The sequence below is a fragment of the Nocardioides sp. GCM10028917 genome (assembly GCF_042666175.1).
GTDB lineage: Bacteria > Actinomycetota > Actinomycetes > Propionibacteriales > Nocardioidaceae > Nocardioides.
Map to the genome: position 1 here is coordinate 672,305 of NZ_JBHTFL010000007.1, position 25,092 is coordinate 697,396.

Annotated in this window: 27 protein-coding genes and 1 pseudogene; 9 read left to right on the top strand and 19 right to left on the bottom strand. The window is 72.9% G+C overall.

What is annotated here, in order from left to right; genetic code table 11:
• The first annotated feature begins 1 nt into the window (after position 1).
• Positions 2–523 (top strand): nucleotidyltransferase domain-containing protein, encoded by a 522-nt coding sequence (locus tag ACFQW6_RS12590; RefSeq protein WP_378545430.1) that lies wholly within the window; start codon positions 2–4, stop codon positions 521–523.
• Between the two features lie 55 nt (positions 524–578).
• Positions 579–1,070 (top strand): DUF1360 domain-containing protein, encoded by a 492-nt coding sequence (locus ACFQW6_RS12595; protein WP_378545433.1) that lies wholly within the window; start codon positions 579–581, stop codon positions 1,068–1,070.
• A 224-nt stretch (positions 1,071–1,294) separates the two neighbouring features.
• On the opposite strand, the gene ACFQW6_RS12600 is transcribed toward ACFQW6_RS12595, so the two are convergent.
• The 3 genes from ACFQW6_RS12600 to ACFQW6_RS12610 are packed head-to-tail and all read right to left on the bottom strand — an operon-like array spanning position 1,295 to position 2,612.
• The gene (locus tag ACFQW6_RS12600) at positions 1,295–1,780 is read right to left on the bottom strand and encodes an SRPBCC domain-containing protein (protein ID WP_378545436.1); all 486 of its coding nucleotides are present in this window, start codon (positions 1,778–1,780) and stop codon (positions 1,295–1,297) included.
• Entirely contained in the window at positions 1,777–2,157 is a 381-nt protein-coding gene (locus tag ACFQW6_RS12605; protein ID WP_378545439.1) for an ArsR/SmtB family transcription factor, read from the bottom strand. The genes ACFQW6_RS12600 and ACFQW6_RS12605 overlap by 4 nt, the downstream gene beginning before the upstream one ends.
• Positions 2,154–2,612: an SRPBCC domain-containing protein gene (locus tag ACFQW6_RS12610; RefSeq protein ID WP_378545442.1), complete on the bottom strand. Its 459-nt coding sequence runs from the start codon at positions 2,610–2,612 to the stop codon at positions 2,154–2,156. The genes ACFQW6_RS12605 and ACFQW6_RS12610 overlap by 4 nt, the downstream gene beginning before the upstream one ends.
• Before the next feature lie 124 nt (positions 2,613–2,736).
• Between ACFQW6_RS12610 and ACFQW6_RS12615 the strand changes: the two genes are divergently transcribed.
• Positions 2,737–3,537, top strand: a complete 801-nt coding sequence (locus ACFQW6_RS12615; RefSeq protein WP_378545445.1) for an alpha/beta fold hydrolase — start codon at positions 2,737–2,739, stop codon at positions 3,535–3,537.
• A 2-nt stretch (positions 3,538–3,539) separates the two neighbouring features.
• Here the strand turns inward: ACFQW6_RS12615 and ACFQW6_RS12620 are convergent, their stop codons facing one another.
• The 7 genes and pseudogenes from ACFQW6_RS12620 to ACFQW6_RS12650 all read right to left on the bottom strand — a co-directional run bounded on the left by ACFQW6_RS12620 (position 3,540) and on the right by ACFQW6_RS12650 (position 7,080).
• Positions 3,540–4,469, bottom strand: a complete 930-nt coding sequence (locus ACFQW6_RS12620) for an NADP-dependent oxidoreductase (protein ID WP_378545448.1) — start codon at positions 4,467–4,469, stop codon at positions 3,540–3,542.
• 48 nt (positions 4,470–4,517) lie between these two features.
• The gene (locus tag ACFQW6_RS12625; RefSeq protein WP_378545451.1) at positions 4,518–5,516 is read right to left on the bottom strand and encodes a beta-ketoacyl-ACP synthase III; all 999 of its coding nucleotides are present in this window, start codon (positions 5,514–5,516) and stop codon (positions 4,518–4,520) included.
• A 31-nt stretch (positions 5,517–5,547) separates the two neighbouring features.
• Positions 5,548–5,682: a hypothetical protein gene (locus ACFQW6_RS12630; RefSeq protein ID WP_378545454.1), complete on the bottom strand. Its 135-nt coding sequence runs from the start codon at positions 5,680–5,682 to the stop codon at positions 5,548–5,550.
• Positions 5,683–5,776: 94 nt separating this feature from the next.
• Complete coding sequence (locus tag ACFQW6_RS12635) at positions 5,777–5,911, bottom strand: DUF1810 family protein (RefSeq protein WP_378547546.1); 135 nt, start codon at positions 5,909–5,911, stop codon at positions 5,777–5,779.
• A 7-nt stretch (positions 5,912–5,918) separates the two neighbouring features.
• Positions 5,919–6,143 (bottom strand): annotated as a pseudogene (locus ACFQW6_RS12640) (DUF1810 family protein); the annotation flags it as partial.
• Positions 6,144–6,161: 18 nt separating this feature from the next.
• Positions 6,162–6,815, bottom strand: coding sequence for a hypothetical protein (locus tag ACFQW6_RS12645; RefSeq protein ID WP_378545457.1), 654 nt, complete (start codon positions 6,813–6,815; stop codon positions 6,162–6,164).
• Positions 6,816–6,942: 127 nt separating this feature from the next.
• The gene (locus ACFQW6_RS12650; protein WP_191193652.1) at positions 6,943–7,080 is read right to left on the bottom strand and encodes a hypothetical protein; all 138 of its coding nucleotides are present in this window, start codon (positions 7,078–7,080) and stop codon (positions 6,943–6,945) included.
• Between the two features lie 117 nt (positions 7,081–7,197).
• Between ACFQW6_RS12650 and ACFQW6_RS12655 the strand changes: the two genes are divergently transcribed.
• Genes ACFQW6_RS12655 through ACFQW6_RS12665 form a run of 3 tightly spaced genes read left to right on the top strand, consistent with a single transcriptional unit; the run spans position 7,198 to position 9,861 of the window.
• On the top strand, positions 7,198–7,923 hold the full coding sequence (locus ACFQW6_RS12655; protein WP_378545460.1) for a hypothetical protein: 726 nt from the start codon (positions 7,198–7,200) through the stop codon (positions 7,921–7,923).
• Positions 7,924–7,958: 35 nt separating this feature from the next.
• Entirely contained in the window at positions 7,959–8,684 is a 726-nt protein-coding gene (locus tag ACFQW6_RS12660) for a hypothetical protein (protein ID WP_378545463.1), read from the top strand.
• Between the two features lie 46 nt (positions 8,685–8,730).
• Positions 8,731–9,861, top strand: coding sequence for a nucleotide sugar dehydrogenase (locus ACFQW6_RS12665; protein ID WP_378547549.1), 1,131 nt, complete (start codon positions 8,731–8,733; stop codon positions 9,859–9,861).
• 222 nt (positions 9,862–10,083) lie between these two features.
• Here the strand turns inward: ACFQW6_RS12665 and ACFQW6_RS12670 are convergent, their stop codons facing one another.
• The 6 genes from ACFQW6_RS12670 to ACFQW6_RS12695 form a co-directional block, all read right to left on the bottom strand.
• Entirely contained in the window at positions 10,084–11,655 is a 1,572-nt protein-coding gene (locus ACFQW6_RS12670; protein ID WP_378545466.1) for a glycosyltransferase, read from the bottom strand.
• A gap of 3 nt (positions 11,656–11,658) precedes the next feature.
• Positions 11,659–13,449 (bottom strand): hypothetical protein, encoded by a 1,791-nt coding sequence (locus ACFQW6_RS12675; RefSeq protein ID WP_378545468.1) that lies wholly within the window; start codon positions 13,447–13,449, stop codon positions 11,659–11,661.
• Complete coding sequence (locus tag ACFQW6_RS12680) at positions 13,446–14,411, bottom strand: hypothetical protein (RefSeq protein ID WP_378545471.1); 966 nt, start codon at positions 14,409–14,411, stop codon at positions 13,446–13,448. Before ACFQW6_RS12680 ends, ACFQW6_RS12675 begins: the two co-directional genes overlap by 4 nt.
• Positions 14,411–15,484 (bottom strand): sulfotransferase family protein, encoded by a 1,074-nt coding sequence (locus ACFQW6_RS12685; protein ID WP_378545474.1) that lies wholly within the window; start codon positions 15,482–15,484, stop codon positions 14,411–14,413. Before ACFQW6_RS12685 ends, ACFQW6_RS12680 begins: the two co-directional genes overlap by 1 nt.
• Before the next feature lie 79 nt (positions 15,485–15,563).
• Entirely contained in the window at positions 15,564–16,085 is a 522-nt protein-coding gene (locus tag ACFQW6_RS12690; RefSeq protein ID WP_378545476.1) for a hypothetical protein, read from the bottom strand.
• Positions 16,086–16,178: 93 nt separating this feature from the next.
• Positions 16,179–17,543 carry a GH1 family beta-glucosidase gene (locus tag ACFQW6_RS12695; protein ID WP_378545479.1) on the bottom strand — a complete coding sequence of 455 codons (1,365 nt, stop codon included), beginning with the start codon at positions 17,541–17,543 and terminating at the stop codon, positions 16,179–16,181.
• A gap of 18 nt (positions 17,544–17,561) precedes the next feature.
• On the opposite strand from ACFQW6_RS12695, the gene ACFQW6_RS12700 reads away from it, so the two are divergent.
• A complete protein-coding gene (locus ACFQW6_RS12700) occupies positions 17,562–18,254 on the top strand; it encodes a pirin family protein (RefSeq protein WP_378545482.1) in 693 nt (230 codons plus the stop codon).
• Positions 18,255–18,555: 301 nt separating this feature from the next.
• Here the strand turns inward: ACFQW6_RS12700 and ACFQW6_RS12705 are convergent, their stop codons facing one another.
• Positions 18,556–20,139, bottom strand: coding sequence for an FAD-binding oxidoreductase (locus ACFQW6_RS12705; protein WP_378545485.1), 1,584 nt, complete (start codon positions 20,137–20,139; stop codon positions 18,556–18,558).
• A gap of 17 nt (positions 20,140–20,156) precedes the next feature.
• Here ACFQW6_RS12705 and ACFQW6_RS12710 point away from each other — a divergent pair, with 17 nt between their 5' ends.
• Positions 20,157–20,759, top strand: a complete 603-nt coding sequence (locus tag ACFQW6_RS12710; RefSeq protein WP_378545488.1) for a TetR/AcrR family transcriptional regulator — start codon at positions 20,157–20,159, stop codon at positions 20,757–20,759.
• On the top strand, positions 20,759–22,306 hold the full coding sequence (locus tag ACFQW6_RS12715; RefSeq protein WP_378545491.1) for a glycerol-3-phosphate dehydrogenase/oxidase: 1,548 nt from the start codon (positions 20,759–20,761) through the stop codon (positions 22,304–22,306). The genes ACFQW6_RS12710 and ACFQW6_RS12715 overlap by 1 nt, the downstream gene beginning before the upstream one ends.
• Positions 22,307–22,711: 405 nt before the next feature.
• Here the strand turns inward: ACFQW6_RS12715 and glmS are convergent, their stop codons facing one another.
• Both glmS and ACFQW6_RS12725 read right to left on the bottom strand, forming a co-directional pair.
• Complete coding sequence (gene glmS, locus ACFQW6_RS12720; RefSeq protein WP_378545494.1) at positions 22,712–24,535, bottom strand: glutamine--fructose-6-phosphate transaminase (isomerizing); 1,824 nt, start codon at positions 24,533–24,535, stop codon at positions 22,712–22,714.
• 12 nt (positions 24,536–24,547) lie between these two features.
• Entirely contained in the window at positions 24,548–24,808 is a 261-nt protein-coding gene (locus ACFQW6_RS12725; protein ID WP_378545497.1) for a hypothetical protein, read from the bottom strand.
• Between the last annotated feature and the right edge of the window lie 284 nt (positions 24,809–25,092).

Genomic DNA, 25,092 nt, shown 5'->3' on the forward strand with positions numbered 1-25,092 from the left:
GATGGGCGAGCCGTCGCTGGAGCTGACGCCGCAGACGGCCGCGCTCGCCGGCGCCGCCGACGCCCTGCAGTCAGCCGGCCTGGAGCACTGGTTCTTCGGCGGCTGGGCCGTGGACCTGTGGGTCGGTCGCCTCACCCGCGCGCACGACGACATCGACGTCCTCGTCCGGCGCGCCGACGAGGCCGGCGTCGATGCCGCGCTCACGGCGGCAGGCTGGGTCCACACGCCCCGTGACGACGACCTGGTCGGCACGGAGTACGCCGGGGACGGGTACGCCCTGCAGCTGACGTTCGTCGAGACCGACGGCGCGGGCCGGGTCGTCGTACCGGTGCCGGGACACCCGATCGTGGTCTCCGACGGGCCGCTGGACCACGCCCGCCGCCCGCTCGGGCACCTCCACGTCCGCGTGCTCACCCTGGAGAAGATGCTCGAGGGAAAGGGCGTCGCGCGGCCCGACGAAGCGGGCGGTGCGAAGGACCGGGCGGACCTCGCCGCGCTCCGGGCCGTCGTCGCGACGATGTGAGCCGGAACGCTCGCTGACCTCTCATCCCGGCGGGAAGCGCGGGGTACCGGGCGCCATGACGCACCTCCTCGACGCCACGACCTACGACCCGGACGACGAGGTCAACCTCGGCGGCTACGCCGACAGCATGGCGGTCTACGTCGCCAGCGTGACCGGCCTGCTCGCCCTGGGGCGCGCGACCGGCCGACAGCTTCCCGAGCACTACTCGCTCCGGGACCTCACCCTGGGCGGGATCGCGACCCACAAGCTCACCCGGCTGCTGAGCCGGGCATCGGTGACCAGCCCGCTCCGGGCCCCGTTCACCCAGTTCGAGGAGGCGGCCGGGTCCGGCGAGCACGTGGAGAAGCCCCGCGACGGACACGGTGTGCGCCACACCGTGGGCGAGCTGCTGACCTGCCCGTTCTGCCTCGGGGTCTGGGTGGGCACGGCGTACGTCGCCGGGATGGCGTTCGCTCCCCGACCCACCCGCGCCGCCGCGGCGGTGCTGACCGTCGTCGGCGCCTCGGACGCCCTGCAGCACGGCTACTCCCGGCTGCGCGGCGACTGACCGCCTGTGCGAGCGCCCGGCACCGGCGGGCCGGGTCGGAGACCCGGCCGCCGGGCAACCCCTGCCGATGTGGTCGGACCACTGTTCACGGATCACGGTCGCCGCGCAGGTCGGGCCTGCGGAGCCCGTCCGACCCAGGGGTGAGGCGAGGCCTCGAGGCTAGCCCGCGACCGTGCCGGCGCGCACCCGAGTTGCGTGGCGCGGATCCACGTTCCTCGGCGCCCCTACTGCGCAGTCCCTGCGTGCTGGCCGACGGCCGCCAGGTCCTCCTCACGGGTACGCATCGTGCCGCGGCCCGTCAGGATCCGCTGGCGAAGGCTGTCGGTGATGTAGTGCCGCCAGGCGTCGTGGCAGACGTCGAAGCACTCGTCGCCCGCCGCTAGGCCCTCGTGCGTGAAGGTCACCCGCGTCCGGCCGTCGTCGGCGGCGATGTCGAAGCGGCCCGTCGTCCCGATCCACTCGCCCTTGTCGGCGATGAATCCGAGGTGCCCGTCGGTGAACTCCCACACCACGCGCTCGCCGGGGACGAGCTCGGCGGTGCGTTGCTTGGAGAAGTGGAGGTCCGGCACCAGGTAGAACCAGTCGCCTCCCAGCCGGTCGGTGGCGCCGACGATGTTGGTGGCGCCCCACCAGGAGCGGACGTCGATGATGGCCTCGTAGGCCTCCTGCGGCGTCGCGTCCACGGTGAAGGTGTGAGTCAGGTCGTTCATGGTCGATCCTTTCGTGATCGGGCGGCGGATCCGCGCTCGTCCTGCAGCGCCTCGGCGAGGCGCTTGATCCGTCGGAGCCGTCCGTCCCATGCCGTGCTGACGGCGTCGAGCTGCGCCAGCGCGCGGGCGAGCTGCTCCTCGTCGATCCGGTAGTGCCGCTCGCGGCCGGCCGTCTGCCCGTGCACGAGACCGGCCCTGTCGAGGACGGCCAGGTGCTTGGCGACCGCCTGTCGGGTGACCGGGAGCCGCTCGCTCAACGACGTCGACGTGGCCGAGCCCGCTGCGAGCAGCAGGTCGATCAGCTGCCGCCGGGTGGGGTCGCCGATCGCCGACCACAGCACGTCGTCGACCGGTCCTGTCATGGCCGGTCGTGTCATGGCCGGGCTTCCAGGGCCGCGGCGTGCCTGACCAGGCGCGGCAGGAAGTAGTCCCACCCGTGGACGTGGTCCTCGTACGTCGCCTGCGACACGGCGGCACTCCAGCCCCTCTCGCGGAAGCCGGTCTCCCGGAAACGCACCAGCGTGCCCGTGCCGTGAGGGACGAGCTCGAAGGTGACGAGCAGCGAGTTGCCCTCAACCGCCTCCTCCCCCGCCGGGTGGGTCCACCGGAAGGAGAAGCGGGTGGGCGGCTGCACCTCCACGACGGTGAACGCCTCGACCTTCCCCCCGTCGGCGTCGGCGAACAGGATCTCGCCCTCCGACCCGACGACGGTCTCGTAGCGCGCGTCGTCGGACCACCACTGCTCCACGTGGGTCGGGTCGCTCACCACCTCGAAGACGACCGCGGGGGGCGCCTCGACGTAGAGCTCCCGCTCGATGGTTCCCAGCTCCATGACGTCCTCCCGCAACCCTTGGTTGCTCGTTACGGTACGCCGATCGCCGCCGTCGTGCAACCATCAGTTGCGCGCCAGGTGCCCCGCGCTCGCTCCCACCACCCGTCGACGTACAGTCCCCGGCATGCCGTCCCGCACCTGGCCCGCCGGCGCCGCCGTCCTCTCCGCCACCGGCCTCTGGTCCCGTGCCGCGACCCACGACGACGCGCGTGACCTCGCCCGCCCCGACGGCCCGCCGACGCCCTGGACGATGCTCGGCGAGCTCGCGGCGCCACTCGACGCGGCCCGCCTGGTCGCGGCCCTCCCCCGGCTGGCCGCGGCGCCCCGCGGCGACGGCCACCTCGTGGTCGACATCCCCGGCTGGAAGGCCCCCGAGCTCACGGGCGCGCCCTTGCGCGCCTACCTCACCCGGCTCGGGTACGACGCGCGCGGCTGGGGCTTCGGCACCAACACCGGCGACCCGCGCCGCGACGTCGAGCGGCTGTCGGCCCGCGTGCTCGAGCTCGTCGAGGAGAAGGGCCAGCCGGCCTCGCTGGTCGGGTGGAGCCTCGGGGGCGTCATCGCGCGGGAGGTGGCGCGACGCCACCCGGACGCCGTACGACGCGTCATCACCTACGGCACGCCGGTGGCCGGCGGCGCCCGCCACACGAGCGTCGCCCGCTCCTCGAACGCCGGGGCCGACGCGCACGCCGACCGCGTCGCCCGCCGGCTCGACGCCTCCTCCCCGATCCGCGTGCCGCTCACGGTGCTCTTCTCCCGCCGCGACGGCGTGGTCGCGTGGCAGGCGTGCATCGACCGCGCGACGCCGTCGGCCGAGCACGTCGAGGTGTCGTCGACGCACCTCGGGATGGGGTTCGACCCGGACGTGTGGACCCTCGTGGCGGACCGCCTCGCGCGTCCGTCGGACGGCGCAGCTCCCGCCTAGCCTCAGGGCACGAGCACGAGCTTCCCACCGGGGTGCTGGCCCATCAGCACCTCGGTGGCGGTGAGCGCGTCGGCCAGCGGGAACGAGCGGGCCAGGGGCACGACGAGCTCGCCGGCTCCCGCCCGCCGCACCAGGTCGGCCCGCACGGACGCGCGGAAGTGACGGCTGGCGGGGCGCGCACCGGCGATCGCCAGGAAGCCTTCGTCGCGTGCCCGATCCGCTGCCGCGATCGTGACGATGCGACCGCGGTCGGTCACCAGGGACAGCGACACCGCGACCGCTTCGTCCGTGCCCACGCAGTCGAGGGCCGCGGCGACGCCCTGCGGCGCGGCGGCGCGCACGCGCTCCGCGAGCCCGTCCCCGTAGGCGACCGGCTCACCGCCGAAGCGGCGTACGACGTCGTGGTTGGAGGGGCTGGCCGTGCCGACCACCCGTGCGCCGATCCACGCGGCCTGCTGGAGCACGCTGACGCCCACGGCACCGGACGCACCGTGCACCAGGATCGTGTCGCCTCGGGCGACGCCGACCACGTGCAGCATCTCGGCGGCGGTCGTGCCGGCGAGCAGCAGGTTGGCGGCCTCGCCGAAGGACAACGACGGCGGCTTCGCGAAGACGTCCTGTGCCGGCACGGTGACCTCGGTCGCCCAGCCGCCTCTGATGCGGAAGGCGAGGACGTCGTCACCCACCGCCACCGGACCCGAGCCGATCCCGGTCCCCGGTCCGATCGCGGAGACGACCCCGGCGACCTCGTACCCGATCGCCCGCGGGAAGTCGCCGGCGCCGGTGGCCACGTGCTTGGCGTCCGCGGGGTTCATCCCCGCAGCGCGGACGGCGATCGTGACCTCTCCCGCCCGTGGGGCCGGGACGTCGTGCTCCTCGAACGCGAAGACGTCGAGGCCGCCGGGACGGGTCGCGATCCAACGATGTGCCATCGCCCGAACCTAGCCGGGACGCCGAGACGCGGAGCCCCGGACCGGGGCCTACACCTGGGCGAGCGGCGGGACGGTGACGACCTGGCCGGCGTAGCTCAGTCCGGCTCCGAACGCGATCAGGAGCGCGGTGTCGCCGGCCGACGCCTCGCCCTTGCGGAGCATCGCCTCCATGGCGAGCGGCACCGACGCGGCCGAGGTGTTGCCCGAGTCGACCACGTCGGTGGCGATGGCGACGGAGTCGGGGAGCTGGATGTTCTTGGCGAGGGTCTGGGTGATCCGCAGGTTGGCCTGGTGCGGGATGAAGGCGTCGAGGTCCTCGACCGAGACGCCGGCCAGGTCGAGCGCCTCGTGCGCGACCTTCGCCATCGCGAACGGCGCCCAGCGGAAGACCGCGGTGCCCTCCATCTGGACCACCGGGTGGTCGGCGTGGCCGCCGAGGCAGCTCGGCGTCTGGGTGATGACGTGGGCCTGCGAGCCGTCGGAGCCCCAGGCCGTGGGACCGATCCCGGCGGTCTCGGACGGACCCACCACGACCGCACCCGCGCCGTCGGCGAAGATGAACGCGGTGCCCCGGTCGGTCGGGTCCATGAAGCGGCTCAGCTGCTCGACGCCGATGACGAGCACGTGGCTCTCGGCGCCCGCGCGCACCATCGACGCGGCCAGGTTGAGCGCGTGGCAGAAGCCCGCGCACCCGGCGGAGATGTCGAACGCCGCCGCCGTGATGCCGAGCGCGGAGGCGACCTGGGGAGCCGAGGCGGGGGTGTGCTCGGGGTGGGTCGAGGTCGCGACGATCACGCAACCGACCTGGTCCGCGCCCACGCCGGCGGCCTGCAGCGCCTTCTCGGCCGCCGAGATCGACATGCCGATGAGGGTCTCGTCCTCGGCGGCGAAGCGCCGGGTCCGGATCCCCGACCGGGTCTGGATCCACTCGTCGGAGGAGTCCAGGACCTCGCAGACCTCGTCGTTGGTCACGACCCGGGCAGGTCGGTGCACGCCGAGGCCCAGCATCGCGGCGTGGGTGAGGTCGGTCGACTGCTGGATGGTCATGGGGCGAGCATAGGCAGGACTGCGGCGACCGTTACCGGTCGCCGGCCGGCTGGGTCTCGGGGATGGGCGAGTCGGGCACCTCGCCCGGGTCGATCGGGTCGAGGCCCGGGTCGCCGGAGGGCACGATCTCGGGGTCGGACTCGGGCTCGGCTGGTGTGGTGGTCATCCCCCAGTCCTACGCCGAGCGAGCGGACGTGGCAACGTCCACCCACCCCGAGTGATGGGACGGGCCGGGGCAGGCCCACCCCGCGGGCGACGACTCAGCCGAGCAGCTCGATCGTCCGCTCGTCGGGCGCCCCGTCGAAGAAGCGGTCCAGCACGTCAGTGAAGACCGCCTCTTCGGGGTAGGCCCGGGCGAAGAGCGTCATCGACGAGCGGAGCTTGACCGCGTCGATCGATCCACCCGAGGACCTGCTCGGCGCTCGTGCGCGGGAAGCCGAGGAGCGCGCGACAGCACTCCAGCAGCCGCGGACCGAGCACGGCGTGGCCGAGGTAGGCGCGCGCGTCGTGAAGACCGGCAAGCGCGTAGTGCTGCGCGGTGGGCTGCGGCCCAGGCCCGCCACCTGCGACCAGTGTCGCGTGACCCCGCCCCTGACAGGGACGGGGTCGCGCGTGGTGCTGGGTCAGTTCTGGGTCAGCTCCAGGTCAGCGCAGGACGCCGCACAGGGCGGGGTCGGTCGCCTCGGCCGGCAGGCTCGGGTCGAGCTCGCTGGCGCCGGCGCCGGCGAAGTCGTACGCGCCGTTGCCGTTGTGGTCGACACCGTGGATCACGATGACGCCCTTGCCGCTCTTGATCGCCCGCAGCACGGCCCCGGGTGCGAAGTTGACGACGCGCTCGTACTTCTCGAAGCCCTTCGGCGTGGTCGGGAAGCGGTCGACGGCGAGGCCGCTCTTCGGGCTCATGTCGCCAGTCGTCGTGAGGGACTTGAGGATCGGGCCATAGTCCGGCACGCCCTCGGCCACGTTGAGGCGCAGGTCGTTGTTGGCGTCGTCGAAGACGTTGGGGCACTCGTTGCGCGCCTCAGCACCGAAGTGCAGGTGCTGGGCGTGCGGGAGGTTCTTGGCGAGACCGCGGGCGTTGATGCGCACGTCCGCCTTGCGGCCCTTGAACTCGGCGTGCACGTGACCCGACGCACCGGAGTCGTTCAGGGCGTCGAGGTCGGCCTGGAGGTGCACCCGACTCGGAGCGGCCGCAGGCTTCTCGGACTCGGTGGCGCTGCTGGCCTGGATGCCGGCCACTGCTGCCGTGCCGGCGAGGAGCATGCCGCCGAGGCCGGCGTAGAGCTTGCGATGCTGCATGGGAACTCCTGGTGATCGAACGTCGGCCGTTGTCCCGGCCCTCGTGCTCCGTTCGTCACCGGTCGCTCCGCGGATTGGTCGGACCGACGCGCGCCACGCCAACGGTCGGCGAGGTGAGGTCCCCGGCTCAGTAGCGCTTGCCGCCGCGGCGCTCCTGCACCTTCTGCACGGCCTGCTTGATCTTGGCCTGGTTGTGAGGCTTGCGCGCTTCGTCGTAGACCTTCTTGGCGATGCCGAAGGCCGCGATCTTCTTTGCCATACCCATGTCCGGACCGTACCCAGCGGCGGCAAGGCGATTCGTCGCAATCCGTGACCCGCCTCACTCCGAACCACCGGGGAGCCGCCGGTCCCGGCGGACATGCCGACGAAGGGTCCCAGACCGATGCGCCTCCCCTCTCTCCGCCGCCCCTCACCCTCCATGGCCGTCTCCGTGATGGCGCTGGTCGTCGCGTCCACCGGGACGTCGTACGCGACGGGGCTGATCGGCTCCGACGACATCCGCAACAACGCGGTCCAGTCCAAGGACATCAAGGACCGCACCATCAAGGGTCGTGACATCAGGAACGACGTCATCGGGTCGAACAAGGTCCGCAACGGCTCGCTGAAGGCGCGGGACTTCACGGAGGGTCAGCTCCCCGCGGGTGCGCAGGGTCCGGCCGGCGTCGGGCGGTGGGCGCTCGTGGACGCGACCGGCGCCATCGTGGCGCAGTCCGGCGGCTTCACCGTGACCGCCGCCTACCCGACCCTCGCCGCGGCGGGCGCCGACACCACCGGGCTTCGTGCCAACGGCAACGTCTACATCGACGCCGGCGAGAACCTCACCAACAACGGCGTGCTGGCCGTCGTCGCCCTGCAGAACACCGTGGACCAGAACGGCGACGCCGTCACCAACGGCCGCGCCACGGCCGCGGACGCCAACCCGGAGTTCGCCGGCGAGATCTCGGCCGCGATGTGCCAGCCCGGCGTGGTCAACTGCGCGCCCCCCGGCACCGCCAACACCAACCACCTGGTGGTCAGCCCGCGCAACAGCGACGGCACCGTCACCGCCGACGGCACGCGCAAGAGGTTCTACGTCGTCGTGACCGGGGACTCCTCCGAACGCGGCTGACCCGCCCGCCCGGGCAGGCGCGGTAGACATGCCTCATGCGCCTGCTCGAGCACCTCTGGGTCCTCGCAGCCGACCTGGTGCGGGCCGCCGTCGCCCGGCGGCCCCACCAGGTCTTCGCGCCTGCTGAGCTCACCGCCACCCGTCGCGACCTCCACCGCGACCTCCACGCCGGCCTGATCCAGCCCGACCGCACCACGTGCGGCTCGGCCTGCCTCGTCGTGGCGCGGATGCTGGGCGACCGCGACTACGCCCGGTGGCTGGAGACCGGCGAGGTCGCCGGCCGCACGCGCGACCCGCGACCGCGTCGTCGCCGTTTCGCCGACGAGGTCCTCGCCACGCACGTGCGCACCAACCGCTGGTACGGCGCCTCCGGCGCCAGGCAGGTCGCGTGGCCGCGGGCCCTCGGCACGGCTCCCTGGGCGCTCGCCCACGAGCTCACCGTCACCGGCGGGACGTCCGCCCCGGGCACCCGCCACCACGTGCTCGTCATCTCGCCGCGGCGCCGAGGTGAGGCGTACGACGACGTGGTGGGCGCCGTCGGCCGGGGTCACGCCGTGCCGCTCTACGTCGGCAACCGGACGCTGCCGCGCCACGTCGTCCTGGTCGTCGGAGGTGACGACGCCGCGCTGACGGCGTACGACCCCGCGAGCGGAGGGCCCGTGACGATCACGCGCGACGCCTTCGACCGCGGCGCCCTGCGCGTCGCGGGCTGGTCGGAGCCGTGGTTCGCCGTCGTGCCTGTCGGACGTACGGCAGACTGACCGCGTGACCACGAAGATCTCCGTCGCGGGCCTCGGCTACGTCGGCCTGTCCATGGCCGTGCTGCTCGCCCGGCACAACACCGTCGTCGGCCTCGACCTCGACGCCCCGCGGATCGACAAGCTGCGCCGCGGCGAGAGCCCGATCCACGACGACGACATCTCGCGCTTCCTGGCCGAGGAGGAGCTGGACCTCAGCTTCACGACCGACGCGGAGGAGGCCCACACGGGCGCCGACTTCGTGATCATCGCGACGCCGACCAACTACGACCCGGTCACCAACTACTTCGACACCAGCTCGATCGAGGGCGTCATGCGCGACGTGCACCGCATCGAGCCCGGCGCCACGATGGTCGTGAAGTCGACCGTGCCTGTGGGCTACATCGACGACGTGCGCGAGCGCCTGGGGATCCCGGACGTGATCTTCTCCCCCGAGTTCCTGCGCGAGGGGCGCGCGCTGCACGACAACCTCCACCCGGCGCGGATCGTCGTGGGCGAGGACTCCGCGCGGGCGCGCGCCTTCGCCGAGCTGCTCGTCAAGGGCGCCGACGCCGACGACGTCCCCGTGCTCTTCACCGAGCCCACCGAGGCCGAGGCGATCAAGCTCTTCGCCAACACCTACCTCGCGATGCGGGTCGCCTACTTCAACGAGCTCGACTCCTTCGCCCTCTCCCGCGGCCTCGACAGCCGGCAGATCATCGACGGCGTCGGCCTCGACCCGCGGATCGGCACCCACTACAACAACCCGTCCTTCGGCTACGGCGGCTACTGCCTGCCCAAGGACACCAAGCAGCTGCTGGCCAACTACTCCGACGTCCCGCAGACCCTCATCTCCGCCATCGTCGAGGCCAACACGACGCGCAAGGACTTCATCGCCTTCGACATCCTCGACCGCGCTCCGGAGGTCGTGGGCATCCACCGGCTGATCATGAAGGCCGGGTCGGACAACTTCCGCGAGTCGTCGGTGCAGGGGATCATGAAGCGGCTCAAGGGCAAGGGCGTCGAGGTCGTCGTCTACGAGCCCGAGCTCGACGTCGACTCGTGGTTCGGGTCCGAGGTCACCGCCGACCTCGCCGCCTTCAAGGAGCGCTCCGACGTCATCGTCGCCAACCGGATGGTCGACGAGCTCCGTGACGTGGCCGACAAGGTCTACACGCGCGACCTCTTCGGCGGTGACTGATTGCGCCTCGCTCCGCTCCGGCGCGTGTCCGCCCGTCCCAGCTGAACTGACCTCAACTCAATCCGGGCTACCGACGGGGGGAGCCGTCCGCGTCGCGGCGGCGCCTGCAGGAGGAGGGCTGCGTCCGGGGGAGCGAAGCGGAGGAGGGCGCAGCAACGACGACGAAGGCGCTGCCTCGAGCGACGCGGACACGCGCCGAAGCGAAGCGGAGGCGCAAATAAGTCACCTACGCCGACCGAAGAGCCCGCGGCGGTGCTCCTCCTCGACCGGGGCGACGGCGGGCCCGGGGGCGTCGATCGAGCGTCCGGCGGCCTTGTCGAGGGACTTGCGCAGGCGCTTCTCCGACTTGTCGGGGTCCATCGGCGGGCGGGCGCCGAGGACGAAGCGCTCGACCACGCGGTCGGCGACCGGGACCCAGCCGACCGACGTCGCGGGATAGGTCTTCACGCCGAACGACTCGTCGAGCAGCGCCTCCCGGTCGTCGTCGGGGCCGGCGAGGCGGTCGACGCGGGCCAGCGCCGAGGTGCGCTCGAGCCGCGCGGCCGCGCCCGAGTCGTACGACAGCACGCGGGCGCCGTGGTGGGTGCGCTCGAGGTCGTCGAGGAGTGCCGCCACGGCAGCCGGCTGCGGGGCGAGCGAGACGTCGGGGAGGGTGAGCACGAACTCCGCGTCGGAGCGTGACGGCGCCTCCTCGACCAGCCGCACCCGCGGCTCGTGGAGGAAGGACCGGTGTACCAGGCGGGTCTCCAGCACGGGGTCCTCGACCGGCTGGACGCGGTCGTCGTGGACGCTCGACCACGGGCCGACGACGCTCACCCGGAGGTCGGGGACGTCGCCGTCGAGCAGCGAGTCGACGAGGTGGATCGTCTCGTCGGCGGGACCTGCCTCGAGGACGACCTCGAGGTAGGGCACCTGGTAGGCGCGCCCGTGGCGGTTGCGCTTGGGGCGCATCGTCGGCACGAGGTCGGCGAGGTAGGGGTCGTTGAACCGGTTGACCTGCTCGGCGCGGCGCAGCACCTGCGACCGGCCGAGGTGCCAGCTGCGCGCCTCGCGGTCGACGACGAAGACGCCACCGGCCTGGGCGAGCGAGTGGCCGAGGTGCATGTCCTCGCCGAGGCGCAGGGTGCGGTCGAAGCCGTCGGAGTCGAGGTAGAGCGCCTTGGTGACCGAGCCGGTCATGCCGATGTGGAAGCGCTGGGCGCGCGGCCCGGCCTCGCGGAGGTCGTGGGTCTTGGCCCAGTAGTCCTCGACCCACTGGTGCGGCTCGTGCTCCTGGCCCGGGAAGAGCTCGCCCGCCTCGCCGGCGGCCACGCGGTCGCGGACGACAGCGGGGTCGAGCTCCAGCAGGGAGGCCGGGTCGACGAAGAGCTTGTGCCCGCCCGGGACGGCGTAGTCCACGAGGTGGTGCCAGCGCGCGTGGGCCTCGACCTCCTCGCGGTGGGCGAGCATGTCGGCGTCGTACCAGTGCAGGACGTCGCCGTCGGCCGCCAGCGCGCCGAGGTGGCACGCGTTGGCGCGCCCCCAGCCCTCCTCGACGCGGATCAGCCGCGTGCTGTCGGGGCGCACCTCGGGCAGCTCCTGCGGCGGCGAGCTCTGGTCGTCGACGACGAGCACCTCGAGCAGGTGCGAGGGGTAGGACTGTCCGGCGAGCGCCGCGAGGACGTAGGGCAGCGTGCGCTGGTAGTTGAACGTCGGCACGACGACCGTCACCGACAGCGTCGGCTCCCACCCACCGAGGATCGGCGGGGTGAGGGTCCCCCAGTCGTTGTGGCGCACCACCGGCTGCCGTGCCATGTCCTACCTCCCCCCGTCAGGCCGGTCGAGCGGGTCGACCTCGAGCGCGAGGCTCGGCTGGAAGCCCTCCCACTCGGAGGCCACGATGTCAGGTCGGCGGAACTCCTCGTCGTCACGCTGCCAGGTGTGTCCCGCCCCGGTGCGCCGCAGGACGTAGCCGAGGCCATGGGTGCGGTAGATGCGGCCGCCTGACGCCTCGACCCCGGCGAGCAGCTGGGCGTCGACGAACTTCCGCACGCGGCGGAAGTCGCCGAGCGAGCGGAGCAGCCCGCGCTCGAGCAGGAGCGTGCCGCCGGCGACGAAGCGGGCGAAGAGCTCCGAGGGGTGGTTGCGCCGGACGGTGAGGTCGTCGCGGTCGTCGTTGGCGTGGAGGTAGACGAACTCCGACGGCATCCCGACCACGTCGGCGCCGGAGAACCGGCGGGCCATCAGCAGGTCGTGGACGGCGTCGGGTGAGTACCAGTCGTCGTCGTCGACCTTGAGCAGGACCTCGCTCGACGCGGCCCGCACCGCGGCGGTGAGGACGTCGCCGAAGAACGTCGACCCGTCGAAGGTCAGCACCTGGTGTGGACGGTCGCCGAGCGCACGGCGTACGGCGTCGCGGTCGGGCTCGAAGCCGTGCGCAGCCAGCACCAGCTCGACCTCCGCGCCCCGCTGCCGGGCCACCTGCCGCAGCGCGAAGTCGAGCATCTCGGGCCGCTTGGTCGACAGCAGCGCGCTGACCGCCGGGAGCCCGACGTGGCGCACGCCGGCGCGCGAGGCGAGCGCCGAGCGCCAGGCCAGGGTGGAGTGGTGGTCGAAGGCGGCGCGACGCACGGCGAGGCTGTGCTCCTCGCGGCGCAGCGGGTCGTCGAGGTCCACCGTCGCGTCGAGCGCGGCAGCCAGCGGCGGGGCGACGTCGAGCACGCCCTCGGTGACCACCGGCACCCCGGAGATCGCCAGTGCCAGCAGGTCGGCGGTGCTGGTGTCGGCCGGCAGGCGCACGCCCTGGAAGGCGCGCGCCGCGGCGACGACGTCCTCGGTGACCGGCCCGCGACCCGGACCGGCGACCAGCCGGGCGAGGTCGACGACGGGGTGGTCCCAGTCCTTGCGGAAGCCGATCGGGTTGAAGACCAGCTCGTCGACGGGTTCGGGGCCGGGGTCGGTGACGACGGTCGGCGCGCGGTCGATGACGTGGTGCTGCGCGACGCTCTGCTGGGAGGAGGCACCGCGGCGGGCGACGACGACGTCGGGGGGCACGTCGCGCTCGGCGTCGCCGGCCCCCGAGACGTCGGGCAGCAGCACCGCGCGGGCGTCGAGACCGGGTGCGGCGGGGCGGCCGGCGTACGACACGATGAGGCCACCGTGGGTGGTGTCACCGGGGCCGGCGGCCTGGCGGGCCATCTCCATCACGACCAGCTGCGCGCGGGCACCGGAGGCGAACCGGGCGACGGTGAGCACGCCGCGGTCGTCGGCCTCGCGGGCGGCGAGGTGGACGAGTCGCGGCCACTCCGGGCGCGGCACGAGCACCCACGGCGTGGGGGCGTCGGTGAGCCAGCAGGCGACGGCCTTGCACTGGCCGAGGAGGGGTACGGCGCTGGCCATCCGCCGCAGCCGGGCGCGGTCGGCGGCGACGACGAGCACCGAGCCCCAGCCCTTGCGGGGGCCGTCGAGCGCGGACAGCGGCACGATGGTCGGCTCGATGCCGGGCAGGTCCTCGATGCCGTGCAGCGCGTCGAGCGCGAGGCTGTCCGAGTCGTCGACCAGGACTAGCGTGGGGGCGGGCAGCCGGAGGTCGTGGAGGGGGTGCGTCACGGTCGTACGCGCTCCTTGAGGTCTGGGCTGGGGTCTCGGTGCTTGAGCGTGGCAGGAAGCGAGTGCTGCACGAGGGGGCGGGGCTGGCGCCAGAGCCAGTCGCGGCTGACGTGGTCGATGATGTGGACGCCCTCGGGGGCGGTGACCTTCACCAGCCCGCCGAGCGCCTCGGGGTCTCCTTTGCGGATGGCCTCGTCGACCTCGAACTCCCGCAGCTTGCGGTAGAGCCGGGTGTTGGTGAAGTCGACGCCGTCGCGCCGCCAGTGGGCGTACTCGTCGGCGTCGAGCCACTTCACCTCGAGGACCAGGCCCTGCTGGAGCACGATGCGCTCGACGCCCGGTGGGAACTCCCGGAGCTCCCAGTCGAAGGCCTTCACGAAGGTGAAGTCCGGCCCCATGGGGTAGATCCACGGCTCGAGGAACCGCAGCGACAGGTCGAGCCAGCCGGTCGACTCGTCGACGACGGTCAGCGGGTGACGCGGCATCGCGACGATCGCGCGGGTGGACTGGAGCTGCCACGAGAGGTCGCGCAGGATGCCGGTGCCCTCCGGGGTCAGCACCATGTCGCCGTCCCACTTCATCGAGTACGTCGTGCGGACGTGGGAGAAGCACCAGTTGTAGAAGTGGGCCAGCGAGTGGACGCTCGTCGCGGGTGTCGCGAGGTGCTCACCGCCGGCGCGCGAGACGCGGTGGGGGTAGTCGAGGACGGTCAGCCGGTCGGCGGCGCCGCACTCCGCGGCGACCGCGCGGGCGACGTCGGCCGTGCCGTCGTCCGAGCCGTTGTCGACGAGGAGCACGTGCTGGACCGCTGCGAAGATCGGCGGCAGCACCCACGGCAGGTTGCGCGCCTCGTTGCGGACCCGGAAGACGCACGTCAGCCCGGGGACCAGCGGTTCGCCGGACGTCCAGGGCCACGTGACGTCGTACGCCGGGTCCCCCTCGAGGGAGGCGATGTCGGGCATCAGTCCCGATCCTGCTGGGACGCGCGCTCCCGGCCGATCGCCTTGCGCAGCTTCTGCCGGGCCGCCGGCGGGACCATCGCCCGGACGGCGTGGGGCACGCGGTCGGCGCCGCTGCGGTGCTCGCCCGTCGCAGACGCCTCGCGCCGGGCCTCCGCGGCGGCCGCGCGCCGCTGGGCGACGACGGTCGAGTGCGCGAACGCCTCGGCCTCGGCGTACTGCTCGGCGTAGGCGGCCCGCAGCTGGTCGCACCGCTCCTGGTGGGCGGTCGAGTCGTCGCGGGCGATCGCGTCGAGCGCCTGCCAGGTCTCGTCGGCGAGCTCCCGAAGCCGCGTGGGGACGCCGATGTCGTCCCACGTCATCGTCACCCGTCGCAGCGACGGGTCGATGAACCGGTGCACCTCCGCGATGTCGACGGCCATCGCGGTCTTCACCGCAGCGAGGTCGAAGGCCTCCCCGAGGGCGAACACCGGCTGCGTCCAGTCCTCCAGCAGGTCGCCGTAGTGGACGAACGCCCGCTGCTGGCCGCGCGTGGCGCGCTCGGTGTGGAGCATCATGTTGATCCAGGCGGCGGTGCGGGTGACGGCGCCCTGGTCGGAGCCGGCGCCCATCCGGCCGTAGTAGATCTGCTTGGAGCCAACGACCTCGGTGACCGGCCGCAGCATCGTGACGTACGACGACGTGGCGCCGCAGCGGTCGGCGGCCGCCCGCCACAGGCCGAGGAACCAGGCCCCGCGCGGGTCCTTGATGACCAGCTCCTCGCCGACCGCGAGCTGCTCCTCGAGCCAGTCGGCCACCCGCGCGCGGGTGGCGTGGTCGCCGCTGGTGGTGCCGGTGTCGAGCCAGGCGCGGGGCCGGGCGTCGGAGACCTGCACGTTGCTGCGGGCGAGCAGCTCGGTGTGGAGGTCGACCACCCAGCGGGGCTCGCCGAACCCCTTGGGGTTGGTCGCGTCGGCGACCACCTCCGGCTGGGGCACGTGCAGGCCCAGGGTGCGCAGGGTGCCGGCCATCGTGCTGGTGCCGCTGCGGCCCGAGCCGACGACGAACACGACGCGGCGGCTGGTGGGCTCGGTCATGATCGGAGCCTATCGGGGGCGCCGGGCACCGATCAGCGCTCGGGGGTGGCCCACTCCTGCTGAGGCGGGGAAACCCGCGTCAGACGGGCGATTCGTGCTTCGTGGCCCTCGACCTCACCCGGAACCAGCCGGCGACCATCGCGAGCAGGGCGACCATCCCGAGGGCCCACCCGAGCGTCGATCCCCACGCCCGCTCGTCCGTCGTACGCCACTCGCCGTCCTGCTGGTAGACGGTGACGGTGTCGCCCTTTTCGGCCTCTCCGAGGCGGCGCAGCTGGTAGAGCGCGGAGGCCTCCTCGCCGTCCTCGAGACGGAAGTGGATCGAGGCGTACTCCGGGGACCCGTCGCCCGGCCGGCTCCGCCCGAGCTCCTCGAAACCGAGCACCGACGCCTCCTGCGCCTGCGAGCCCGCGGGCGCCTGCCGGCTGTCCCAGAACTCGAAGAGCCGCCACCCGCAGACCAGCACCATGAGGACCAGCAGCACGAGGGCCACCCACGTCATGCCGTAGCTGTCCTCCGCCGATCCGGCGGACAGTCCCTCGTCACGCATCCCCGTCGGGTCGGGGACAGGTCGGTCCGGGACGGGTCGCTCGTCGGCCATGCCGGAAGTGTGCCAAATGGCAACCCCGTTGGTTGAGGAGGTCGCGCAGCGACCGTCACGAAACCTGGCCAGCCGTCCGATCGGGTCGTGCCGTCACAGGTGCTGGGGCTGGGCCTTGATCAGGTCGGCGTACCAGTGGAACGACTTCTTGCGCGTCCGCTCGAGGGTGTCGTAGTCGACGTGCACGAGGCCGAAGCGCTGGGAGTAGCCCTCGGCCCACTCGAAGTTGTCCATCAGCGACCAGCAGTAGTAGCCGCGGACGTCGACGCCGCGCTGGATGGCCTCCGAGACGGCGTTCACGTGGGCGCGGAGGTAGTCGATGCGCGCCTGGTCGTCGACGACGCCGTCCGCGTCGGGGCCGACGTTGTAGCTGCAGCCGGACTCGGTGATGACGATCGGCGGCAGCGCGGCACGGAAGCGGGCGCGGAACATGACCAGCCACTCGCGCAGGGCGTCGGGCACGATCGGCCAGCCGAAGTCGGTGGTCGGGTAGCCGACGACCTCACGCAGGTCGAAGGGGATCTCGGCGTCCTCGTCGGCCGCGGCGACCTTCATCGGGTTGTAGTAGTTGACGCCGTAGAAGTCGAGCGGCTGGCGGATCGTGGCGAGGTCGCCGTCGGACATGACGTCCTCGAAGAGCGGCATCAGGTCGACCGGGTAGCGGCCGAGCAGCATCGGCTCGAGGAACGTGCCGTTCCACAGGGCGTCGAAGATCTTGCTCATCCCGACGTCGGCGTCGTCGTCGCTGGCGGGCCAGATCGGGGCGTGGTTGTTGGCGCACCCGACCGACGTGGCCCCTGCCTTGCGCAGCTCGATGGCCGCGCGGCCGTGGGCCAGGAGCAGGTGGTGGGCGGCGGGCAGGCAGTCGAACAGCATCGCCTTGCCGGGGGCGTGCGTGCCGAGCCCGTAGCCGAGGATCGAGGCGACGTTGGGCTCGTTGACCGGGATCCAGTGCGCGACGCGATCGGCGAACCGCTCGCCCACGATCGCGGCGTACTCGGCGAAGCAGTCCACCGTGTCGCGGTTGAGCCAGCCGCCGTCGTCCTCCAGCGCCTGCGGGAGGTCCCAGTGGTAGAGCGTGACCATCGGCTCCTGGCCGTTGGCGAGCAGGGTGTCGATGAGCCGGTCGTAGAACGCCAGGCCCTTCTCGTTGGCCGGTCCGCGGCCGGTCGGCTGGATGCGGGGCCAGGCGATCGAGAAGCGGTAGCCGCTCGTGCCCAGCTCCTTCATCAGCGCGACGTCCTCGTCGACGCGGTGGTAGTGGTCGCAGGCGACCTCTCCGGTGGCGCCGCCGGCGACGCGCCCCGGCTCCGCGGCGAAGGTGTCCCAGATGCTCGGGCCCCGGCCGTCCTCGGCCACCGCGCCCTCGATCTGGTAGCTCGCGGTGCTCGTGCCGAAGCTGAAGCCCGGAGGGAGCGAGGGGAAGTCGTGCGGGACGACTGCATGCGGGGGTGCCACATCCGCGAAGATATCGGCATGAGCATGGCCCTGTACGCCGGTTCGGACAGGTCGTCGGAGACTGTCAAGGGGCGCTTGACAAGCCATTCCTTCTCCTTCGGGCCCCACTACGACCCGACGAACCTCGGGTTCGGACCGCTCGTGTGCCACAACGACGACCTGCTCGATCCGTCGGTGTCGACGGTCGCGGGCTACCCCGAGCACCCGCACACCGAGCTCGAGATCGTGACCTGGGTGCTCGAGGGGGCACTCGTGCACACCGACTCGTCGGGTCACCGGCACGTCGTCGAGGCCGGACGCGCCCAGGTGCTCTCCGCCGGCACCGGCGTCCGCCACAGCGAGATCGCCGACGCCCGGTCGGGGCGCTGCCGGTTCGTCCAGGCCTGGCTCACCCCGTCGGCGCCGGGGACCGTGCCGTCGTACGTCCTGGGCGAGGCGCCCCCTCCGTCGTCGGAGCTGGTGGTCGTGGCCGGCGGCGACGGCCTGCGGGTGGGCACGACCGGCGCCCGGCTCCTCGTGGCGCGCCTGGCCGCGGGCGAGTCGGTGGCGCTCCCCGACGACCCGCGCCAGCACGTCTTCGCCGCGACCGGGGCGGCCAGGCTCGACGGTCTCGACCTGCACCGCGGCGACGCCGTACGCCTCACCGACGAGCCCGGTCACGTCGTCACGGCGACCGCGGACACCGACCTCCTGGTGTGGAGCTTTGCTTGATTTGCGCCTCCGCTTCGCTGCGGCGCGTGTCCGCGGCGCTTCGAGGCAGCGCCTTCGTCGTCGTTGCCGCACCCTCCTCCGCTTCGCTCCCCCGGCTGCAGCCCTCCTCCTGCAGGCGCCGCCGCGCCGCGACGGCCTCCCGTCCCGGCTGAACTGACGTCAACTCAATCCGCGGACGACCGGCGGGGTCATCCGAACACGCGCCCATACCCCCCGATCCGTATGACGTAGCCCCGGACTCACCCCCGAGCGTCATACCGACCCCGACCAGTAGGTGACCGTTCGTATGACGCTGCGGGCGCTAGGGGATGAGCACGCCCGGGTTGAGGATCCCCGCCGGGTCGAGCTCGGCCTTGACCGCGCGGAGGACGCGCACCCCGACGTCCCCGATCTCCCGGGCGAACCACGGCTTGTGGTCGGTGCCGATCGCGTGGTGGTGGGTGATCGTCGCGCCAGCCGCGATGATCGCGTCACTGGCCACGGCCTTGGCCGCCTGCCACTGGGCGATCGGGTCGTCGCCCTGCCGCGCGGCGACGGTGAAGTAGAGCGAGCAGCCGGTCTCGTAGACGTGGGAGACGTGGCACAGCACCAGCGATCCCTCGCCGAGCGACGCGGTGAGCGCGGCCTTGACGTCGGCGTACAGCCGCTGGCGGTTCGACCAGAAGGTCGCGGTCTCGAGCGTCTCGACGAGCACGCCGTGGTCGAGGAGCGCGTCACGGAGGTAGGGACCGTCGAAGCGGCCGTCGGCCCACTTCTCCCCCGGATCGGTGCCGAGCGCGGTCCCGCCGAGACCTTGGAGGACGACGGCGACCGCGGCGCGCCGGGTCGCGACCTGCTCCCCGGTGCCTTCATGGCCGATGACCATCAGGCAGCCGGGGTCCTCGGCCCCACCGATGGACGAGGGGTCGGCGAGGTTGATCGCCGTCTCGGACTCGTCCGACAGCCGCAGCACCGTCGGCATCAGACCGGCCTGCGCCAAGGTGCGCATCGCGTCGGAGCCGGCGTCGAAGGACGGCCACCGCCAGCCCTCGTACGACGTCACGGCGGGCGCGCGCCGCACGCGCACCGTGACGGAGGTGATCACGCCGAAGGCGCCCTCCGAGCCCAGCAGCAGCTGGCGGAGGTCGGGTCCGGCGGCGTTGGCCGGCGCGGAGCCGAGGCGCAGCGTCCCGGTCGGCGTGGCGGCGGTGAGGCCCACCACCATCGCGTCGAAGCGTCCGTAGCCGGCGCTGGACTGCCCGCTCGACCGCGTGGCCGCGAAGCCGCCGATCGACGCGTGCCGGAAGGACTGCGGGTAGTGACCGAGCGTCAGCCCGTGCTCGGCGAGGAGGGCCTCGGCCTCCGGACCGCGCAGCCCGGGCTCGAGGGTCGCGGTCATCGAGACCTCGTCGACGGCGAGCAGCCGCTTCATCCGCACCAGGTCGAGGCTGACCAGGCCCGCGAACCCGTCGCGACGCGCGGCGAGGCCGCCGGTGACCGAGGTGCCTCCACCGAAGGGGACGACCGCCACCCGGTGCTCGACCGCCCACGCCAGGACGGCCTCCACGTCATCGTGCCCGTCGGGTCGCACGACGGCGTCGGGTGCGTCGTCGAGGTCTCCGGCGCGGGCGCGCAGCAGGTCCGGGGTGGACTTGCCGCGCGTGCGGAGGGTCCGCGTCACGTCGTCGGTCAGCACGTGCTCGGCGCCGACGACCGCGCGGAGGTCGTCGAGCAGCGCCTCGTCCAGCGCGGACGGCGGGGGCGTGGCGCCGGCGACCGGCGGACGGTCCTGCAGCCCGAAGGCGAGCTCGACGAGCCCGAGCGCGGAGTCGGGCAGGACGGTGGCGGCCGCGGGGTCGCCCCAGCGCTGCGGGTGCATCTCGGTGGGGGTCGACTGGGTCGGCATGCGTTACAGTGTGACACATGACGTCACTTCGTCACACCACGAGCGCGGCCGCCGACCCGCGTCTGGACGGATACCTCGACGCCGCGCGCGCCTGCATCCTCGACGTCGGCTGGCGGCGTACGACGCTGACGGAGGTAGCGAAGCGGGCCAGCGTCTCGCGGATGACGATCTACCGCGCGTGGCCCGACATGGGTTCGCTGCTCGGCGACCTGATGACCCGCGAGTGGGTCGGCATCGCCGCCGCGACGCAGGGCGCCGCCGCCGACACGACGACCCCCGACGGCATCGCCGAGGCCGCCCTCGCGACCGTCCGGGCGCTGCGCGACAACGAGCTCTTCGTCCGGATCGTCGAGCTCGACCCCGACCTGATGCTGCCCTACCTGCTCCACCGTCGCGGGCGCTCGCAGGAGGCGCTCGTCGAGATCCTCGCGGCCGAGATCGCCAGCGGCCAGGCCCACGGCGCCATCCGGTCCGGCGACCCGGTGCTGATGGCGCGGTCGCTGACCCTCGCGGGCCACGGGTTCGTCTTCTCGGCGTTGACCATGACCGACGACCGGGTCGGGCTGGACGACCTGGACGCGGAGTACGCCCGCGCCGTCGCCCGCGCCCTGGAGCCCTGATGCCCCCGGCCCGCCGCATCGTCCCGGGACTCGCCGGCGTCCCCGACGAGGTGGACGTCGTGGTGGTCGGCCTCGGCATCACCGGCGCGGGTGTCGCCCTCGACGCCGTCACCCGCGGCCTGACGGTGCTCGCGGTCGACGCGCACGACCTGGCATTCGGCACGTCGCGCTGGTCGTCCAAGCTCGTGCACGGTGGCCTGCGCTACCTCGCGCAGGGACAGCTCGCCATCGCCCGCGAGAGCGCCGTGGAGCGCGGCATCCTCATGGAGGTCACCGCCCCCCACCTGGTCCGCCCGCTGCCGATGCTGACCCCGGTCAACGACGCGATGCCGCGCAGCCGGACGGCCTTCACGTGGGGCGGGCTGCAGGCGGGCGACGCGCTGCGGCGCAGCGCCCGCACCACCACCCGGACGCTTCCGCGCCCGCGCCGCCTCAACTCCACCGAGGCGCTCGGCCTCGCCCCCGCCCTGCGCGCCGACACGCTGCGCGGCGGGCTGCTCGCGTGGGACGGGCAGCTCGAGGACGACGCCCGCCTCGTCGTCACGGTGGCCCGGACCGCTGCGTCGTACGGCGCCCACGTGCGCACCCGTGCCCGCGTCACCTCCGCGACCGGCGCCGGTGTCACGATGCGCGACGAGCTCACCGGGACGACGTACGACGTCCGCGCGAGGGCGGTCGTCAACGCGACCGGCGTCTGGGCCGGCGGCCTCGACGAGCAGGTGCGGCTGCGACCGAGTCGCGGCACCCACCTCGTCCTGCGCGGGTCGGCGCTGCCGCACACCCGCGTCGCGGTGATGGTGCCGATCCCGGACACGACGTCGCGCTTCGCGATGGTGCTGCCGCAGCCCGACGGCACGATCTACGTCGGCCTCACCGACGAGCCCGTGACCGGACCGGTGCCCGACGTGCCCGCGGCCAGCGAGGCCGAGATCGACTTCCTGCTCGGGGTCGTGGCCACCGCCTTCACCACTCCGCCGACGAGGCGCGAGGTCGTCGGCGCCTTCGCCGGCCTGCGGCCGCTGCTCGAGGTCGCCGGCACGGACGCGACGTCCGACCTATCGCGCCGCCACGCCATCCTCACGTCCACCACCGGCGTGACGACCGTGGTGGGCGGCAAGCTGACGACCTACCGGCGGATGGCGCAGGACACCCTCGACGCACTCGTCGCCGCAGGGCGCCTGGACGCGGACCCGTGCCGCACGGCGTCACTCCCCCTGCTCGGTGCCGCCGCACCGGACGACCTGCGCCGGACGACGGCGCCCGCCCGGCTCGTACGACGCTTCGGCACCGACGCCGAGCTCGTGCTCGCCACCGCCCGCGAGGTCACCGGCCTGGCCGACGGCGAGCTGCTCGCGCCCGTGTCGGAGGACGTCCCGGCGACGCTCGCCGAGCTGGTCTTCGCCGTCACCCACGAGGGCGCGCACGACATCGCCGACCTGCTCGACCGGCGTACCCGCGTGGGCCTCGTCGCCGCCGACCGCACCGCCGCCGAGCCGCTCGCGCGACGGGCGCTGGAGCTCGCCGGAAGCGCCGCCGACGCCACGTGATGCAGCCGACAGCAAAATACGTCGGCACTTCCATCGATCCACGGACAGGACGTGGGCCCGGTGGGAAGGTTCTCCCGGCGCGCCCCTTGCCGACCCCATGCGGCAAGGGGCGGCCAGTCCATTTCTGATGGGCTCGCTCCGCTTCGCCGTGTCCGCGCGCTCGTGACCGGCTCGTTCGTCGCCGCGACGCGGACAGCACCACCGACCGATGACTTCCGGCCCGAGGCGTGGCACGGCTGCCGCCGGCCCGTGACTGGTGCTTCGTCGCGGCGCGCCCGGGAGTGCAGGAGGAGGGTCGCGGCCGGAGGAGCGCAGCGGGGGAGGTCGCGACAACGACGACGAACGAGCGGGTCACGAGCGCCGCGACACGCGCCGAAGCGAAGCGGAGGCGCCAGACAACACCGCTTACTCCACGGTGACGGACTTCGCGAGGTTGCGCGGCTTGTCGATGTCGTGACCGAGGTGCTGGGCCGCGTGGTAGGCGAGCAGCTGGAGCGGGACGTTGAGCAGGATCGGGTCGAGCTCGGGCTCGTTGCGGGGCACGACGATCCGGCGGGCGTTCACCTCGCCGAGGTCGACCCCCTCGTGGGTGATGACGACCAGCGGACCCTTGCGCGCCTCGATCTCGTGCAGCGCACCGACGTTGCGCTCGGCCAGCTCGTCGTGCGGCACCAGCGCGACGGTCGGCACCTCCGGGTCGATGAGGGCGAGCGGACCGTGCTTGAGCTCGGAGGTCTGGTAGGCCTCGGCGTGGCGGTAGCTGATCTCCTTGAACTTCTGCGCGCCCTCGCGGGCCACCGGGAAGCCGCGCACGCGACCGATGAAGAACAGGCTGCGCGCCTCGGCGAGGTCCTTCGCGACCTCGACCAGCTCCGCCTCGCCGGCCAGGACCTCCTCGATCTGTCCGGGCAGCCGCTCGAGGCCGGCGACCAGGCGCTTGCCGTCGGCGATCGACAGGTCGCGCACCCGACCCAGCTGGAGGGCGAGCAGCGCGAAGGCGAGGAACATGTTGGTCAGCGCCTTGGTGCTGGCGACGGCGACCTCGGGACCGGCGTGCAGGTAGATCCCGCCGTCGCACTCGCGGGCGATCGCCGACCCGACCACGTTGACCAGGCCGACGCAGCGGCCACCCTTGCGGCGTACCTCCTGCACCGCCAGCAGGGTGTCGATGGTCTCGCCGGACTGGCTCACGGCGACGTAGAGGGTGTCCGGCTCGATGACCGGGTCGCGGTAGCGGAACTCGCTGGCGGCCTCCGCGTCCGCGGGGATGCGGGCCAGCTCCTCGATGAGAGCGGCGCCCATCTGGCCGACGTAGTAGGCCGAGCCGCAGCCGAGGATCTTCACGCGACGCACGGCCCGCAGCTGGCGGGCGTCCATGTCGAGCCCGCCGAGGTGGGCGGTGCCGAAGCGCTCGTCGAGGCGACCGCGCAGCACGGCCTGCGCCGTGGTCGGCTGCTCGAGGATCTCCTTCCGCATGAACGACTCGTGCTCGCCCGCCTCGTACGCCGACGCGTCGACGTCGACCTCGGCCGCCGTCTTGCCGGTGGCGACGAGGTCGCTGTGGCGCATCGTGCTGAACCCGGCCGCGGTGACGGTGGCCATCTCGCCGTCGTCGAGGACCGCCACCGTGGTCGTGTGCCGCACGATCGCGGCCAGGTCGGAGGCGACGTACATCTCCTTGTCGCCCACGCCCACCACCAGGGGGCTGCCGTTGCGGGCCACGACGATGCGGTCCGGGAAGTCGGCGTGGAGCACTGCGAGGCCGTAGGTCCCGACCACCGCGCCCAGCGCGTCCCGGACCTTGCCCTCGAGGGTGTCGGCGTCGCTGCGCGCGACGAGGTGGGCGAGCACCTCGGTGTCGGTGTCGCTGGCGAGCGCGGTGCCCGCGTCAGCCAGCTCGGCGCGGAGCGCGGCGGAGTTGTCGATGATCCCGTTGTGCACGACCGCCACCCGGCCGGCCTCGTCGGTGTGGGGGTGGGCGTTGGCGTCGGTCGCCGGCCCGTGCGTCGCCCAGCGGGTGTGACCGATCCCGGTGGCGCCGGCGAACCGCTTCGGCAGCGCGTCACCGAGGTCGCGCACCCTCCCGGCCTGCTTGGCCACCCGGATCCCCCGGTTGCCGAGGACGGCGACCCCCGCCGAGTCGTAGCCGCGGTGCTCGAGCCGGGTCAGCCCCTCGAGGACGACCGGAGCCGCCTCCTGGCGGCCGATGTAGCCGACGATTCCACACATGTCGTTTGCGTCCTATCCGTAGATGATGCGTCGCAGCTGCCGCTCGGAGAGCTCCGGTGCGGCCACGACTCGCTGGGCGAGCTCCTCGGCGATCTGCGCGAAGATCTCGGGGTTCTTGGCGCCGTACGTCTTGAGGCTCGCGTGGCGAGCCCGGACGTAGTCCTCCACCGACTGGGCGTGGAAGGAGATGACGTCCTCGACGACCCGGGCGGCCTCGCCGGGCGTCAACGACGTGGTGGCGACGACATGGGCGACGAGGACGGGGTCCGGCACCGGACGATCATCCGCCTCGGCCACCCGGATGACAACTTCCTGCCCGAATTCGGGCAAGAACGCGATACAGCGATGCCGGATGGCGCATCTGGGCACTTCCCACGAGTCACAAGTGGGGCGCTGACGTGCCGTGCACTCGCGTGCTGTTGCTCGAGTGGGGGACGTACGCCCCCGTCGAGCGGAAGAGTGGTGTGCCAGTGGGGATGTGTTAGCCTAGGTGAACACAAGGTGAACGGGAGGTGTCACATGAGCAAGCAGTCGATGACCACGAGGCCGGTCTGCGC

Excerpts from the sequence above, each read along its gene's own strand:
- ACFQW6_RS12590 (WP_378545430.1), top strand. The coding sequence starts at position 2 with ATGGGCGAGCCGTCGCTGGAGCTGACGCCGCAGACGGCCGCGCTCGCC.
- ACFQW6_RS12595 (WP_378545433.1), top strand. The coding sequence starts at position 579 with ATGACGCACCTCCTCGACGCCACGACCTACGACCCGGACGACGAGGTC.
- ACFQW6_RS12600 (WP_378545436.1), bottom strand. The coding sequence starts at position 1,780 with ATGAACGACCTGACTCACACCTTCACCGTGGACGCGACGCCGCAGGAG.
- ACFQW6_RS12605 (WP_378545439.1), bottom strand. The coding sequence starts at position 2,157 with ATGACACGACCGGCCATGACAGGACCGGTCGACGACGTGCTGTGGTCG.
- ACFQW6_RS12610 (WP_378545442.1), bottom strand. The coding sequence starts at position 2,612 with ATGGAGCTGGGAACCATCGAGCGGGAGCTCTACGTCGAGGCGCCCCCC.
- ACFQW6_RS12615 (WP_378545445.1), top strand. The coding sequence starts at position 2,737 with ATGCCGTCCCGCACCTGGCCCGCCGGCGCCGCCGTCCTCTCCGCCACC.
- ACFQW6_RS12620 (WP_378545448.1), bottom strand. The coding sequence starts at position 4,469 with ATGGCACATCGTTGGATCGCGACCCGTCCCGGCGGCCTCGACGTCTTC.
- ACFQW6_RS12625 (WP_378545451.1), bottom strand. The coding sequence starts at position 5,516 with ATGACCATCCAGCAGTCGACCGACCTCACCCACGCCGCGATGCTGGGC.
- ACFQW6_RS12630 (WP_378545454.1), bottom strand. The coding sequence starts at position 5,682 with ATGACCACCACACCAGCCGAGCCCGAGTCCGACCCCGAGATCGTGCCC.
- ACFQW6_RS12645 (WP_378545457.1), bottom strand. The coding sequence starts at position 6,815 with ATGCAGCATCGCAAGCTCTACGCCGGCCTCGGCGGCATGCTCCTCGCC.
- ACFQW6_RS12650 (WP_191193652.1), bottom strand. The coding sequence starts at position 7,080 with ATGGGTATGGCAAAGAAGATCGCGGCCTTCGGCATCGCCAAGAAGGTC.
- ACFQW6_RS12655 (WP_378545460.1), top strand. The coding sequence starts at position 7,198 with ATGCGCCTCCCCTCTCTCCGCCGCCCCTCACCCTCCATGGCCGTCTCC.
- ACFQW6_RS12660 (WP_378545463.1), top strand. The coding sequence starts at position 7,959 with ATGCGCCTGCTCGAGCACCTCTGGGTCCTCGCAGCCGACCTGGTGCGG.
- ACFQW6_RS12670 (WP_378545466.1), bottom strand. The coding sequence starts at position 11,655 with ATGGCACGGCAGCCGGTGGTGCGCCACAACGACTGGGGGACCCTCACC.
- ACFQW6_RS12680 (WP_378545471.1), bottom strand. The coding sequence starts at position 14,411 with ATGCCCGACATCGCCTCCCTCGAGGGGGACCCGGCGTACGACGTCACG.
- ACFQW6_RS12685 (WP_378545474.1), bottom strand. The coding sequence starts at position 15,484 with ATGACCGAGCCCACCAGCCGCCGCGTCGTGTTCGTCGTCGGCTCGGGC.
- ACFQW6_RS12690 (WP_378545476.1), bottom strand. The coding sequence starts at position 16,085 with ATGGCCGACGAGCGACCCGTCCCGGACCGACCTGTCCCCGACCCGACG.
- ACFQW6_RS12700 (WP_378545482.1), top strand. The coding sequence starts at position 17,562 with ATGAGCATGGCCCTGTACGCCGGTTCGGACAGGTCGTCGGAGACTGTC.
- ACFQW6_RS12705 (WP_378545485.1), bottom strand. The coding sequence starts at position 20,139 with ATGCCGACCCAGTCGACCCCCACCGAGATGCACCCGCAGCGCTGGGGC.
- ACFQW6_RS12710 (WP_378545488.1), top strand. The coding sequence starts at position 20,157 with ATGACGTCACTTCGTCACACCACGAGCGCGGCCGCCGACCCGCGTCTG.
- ACFQW6_RS12715 (WP_378545491.1), top strand. The coding sequence starts at position 20,759 with ATGCCCCCGGCCCGCCGCATCGTCCCGGGACTCGCCGGCGTCCCCGAC.
- glmS (WP_378545494.1), bottom strand. The coding sequence starts at position 24,535 with ATGTGTGGAATCGTCGGCTACATCGGCCGCCAGGAGGCGGCTCCGGTC.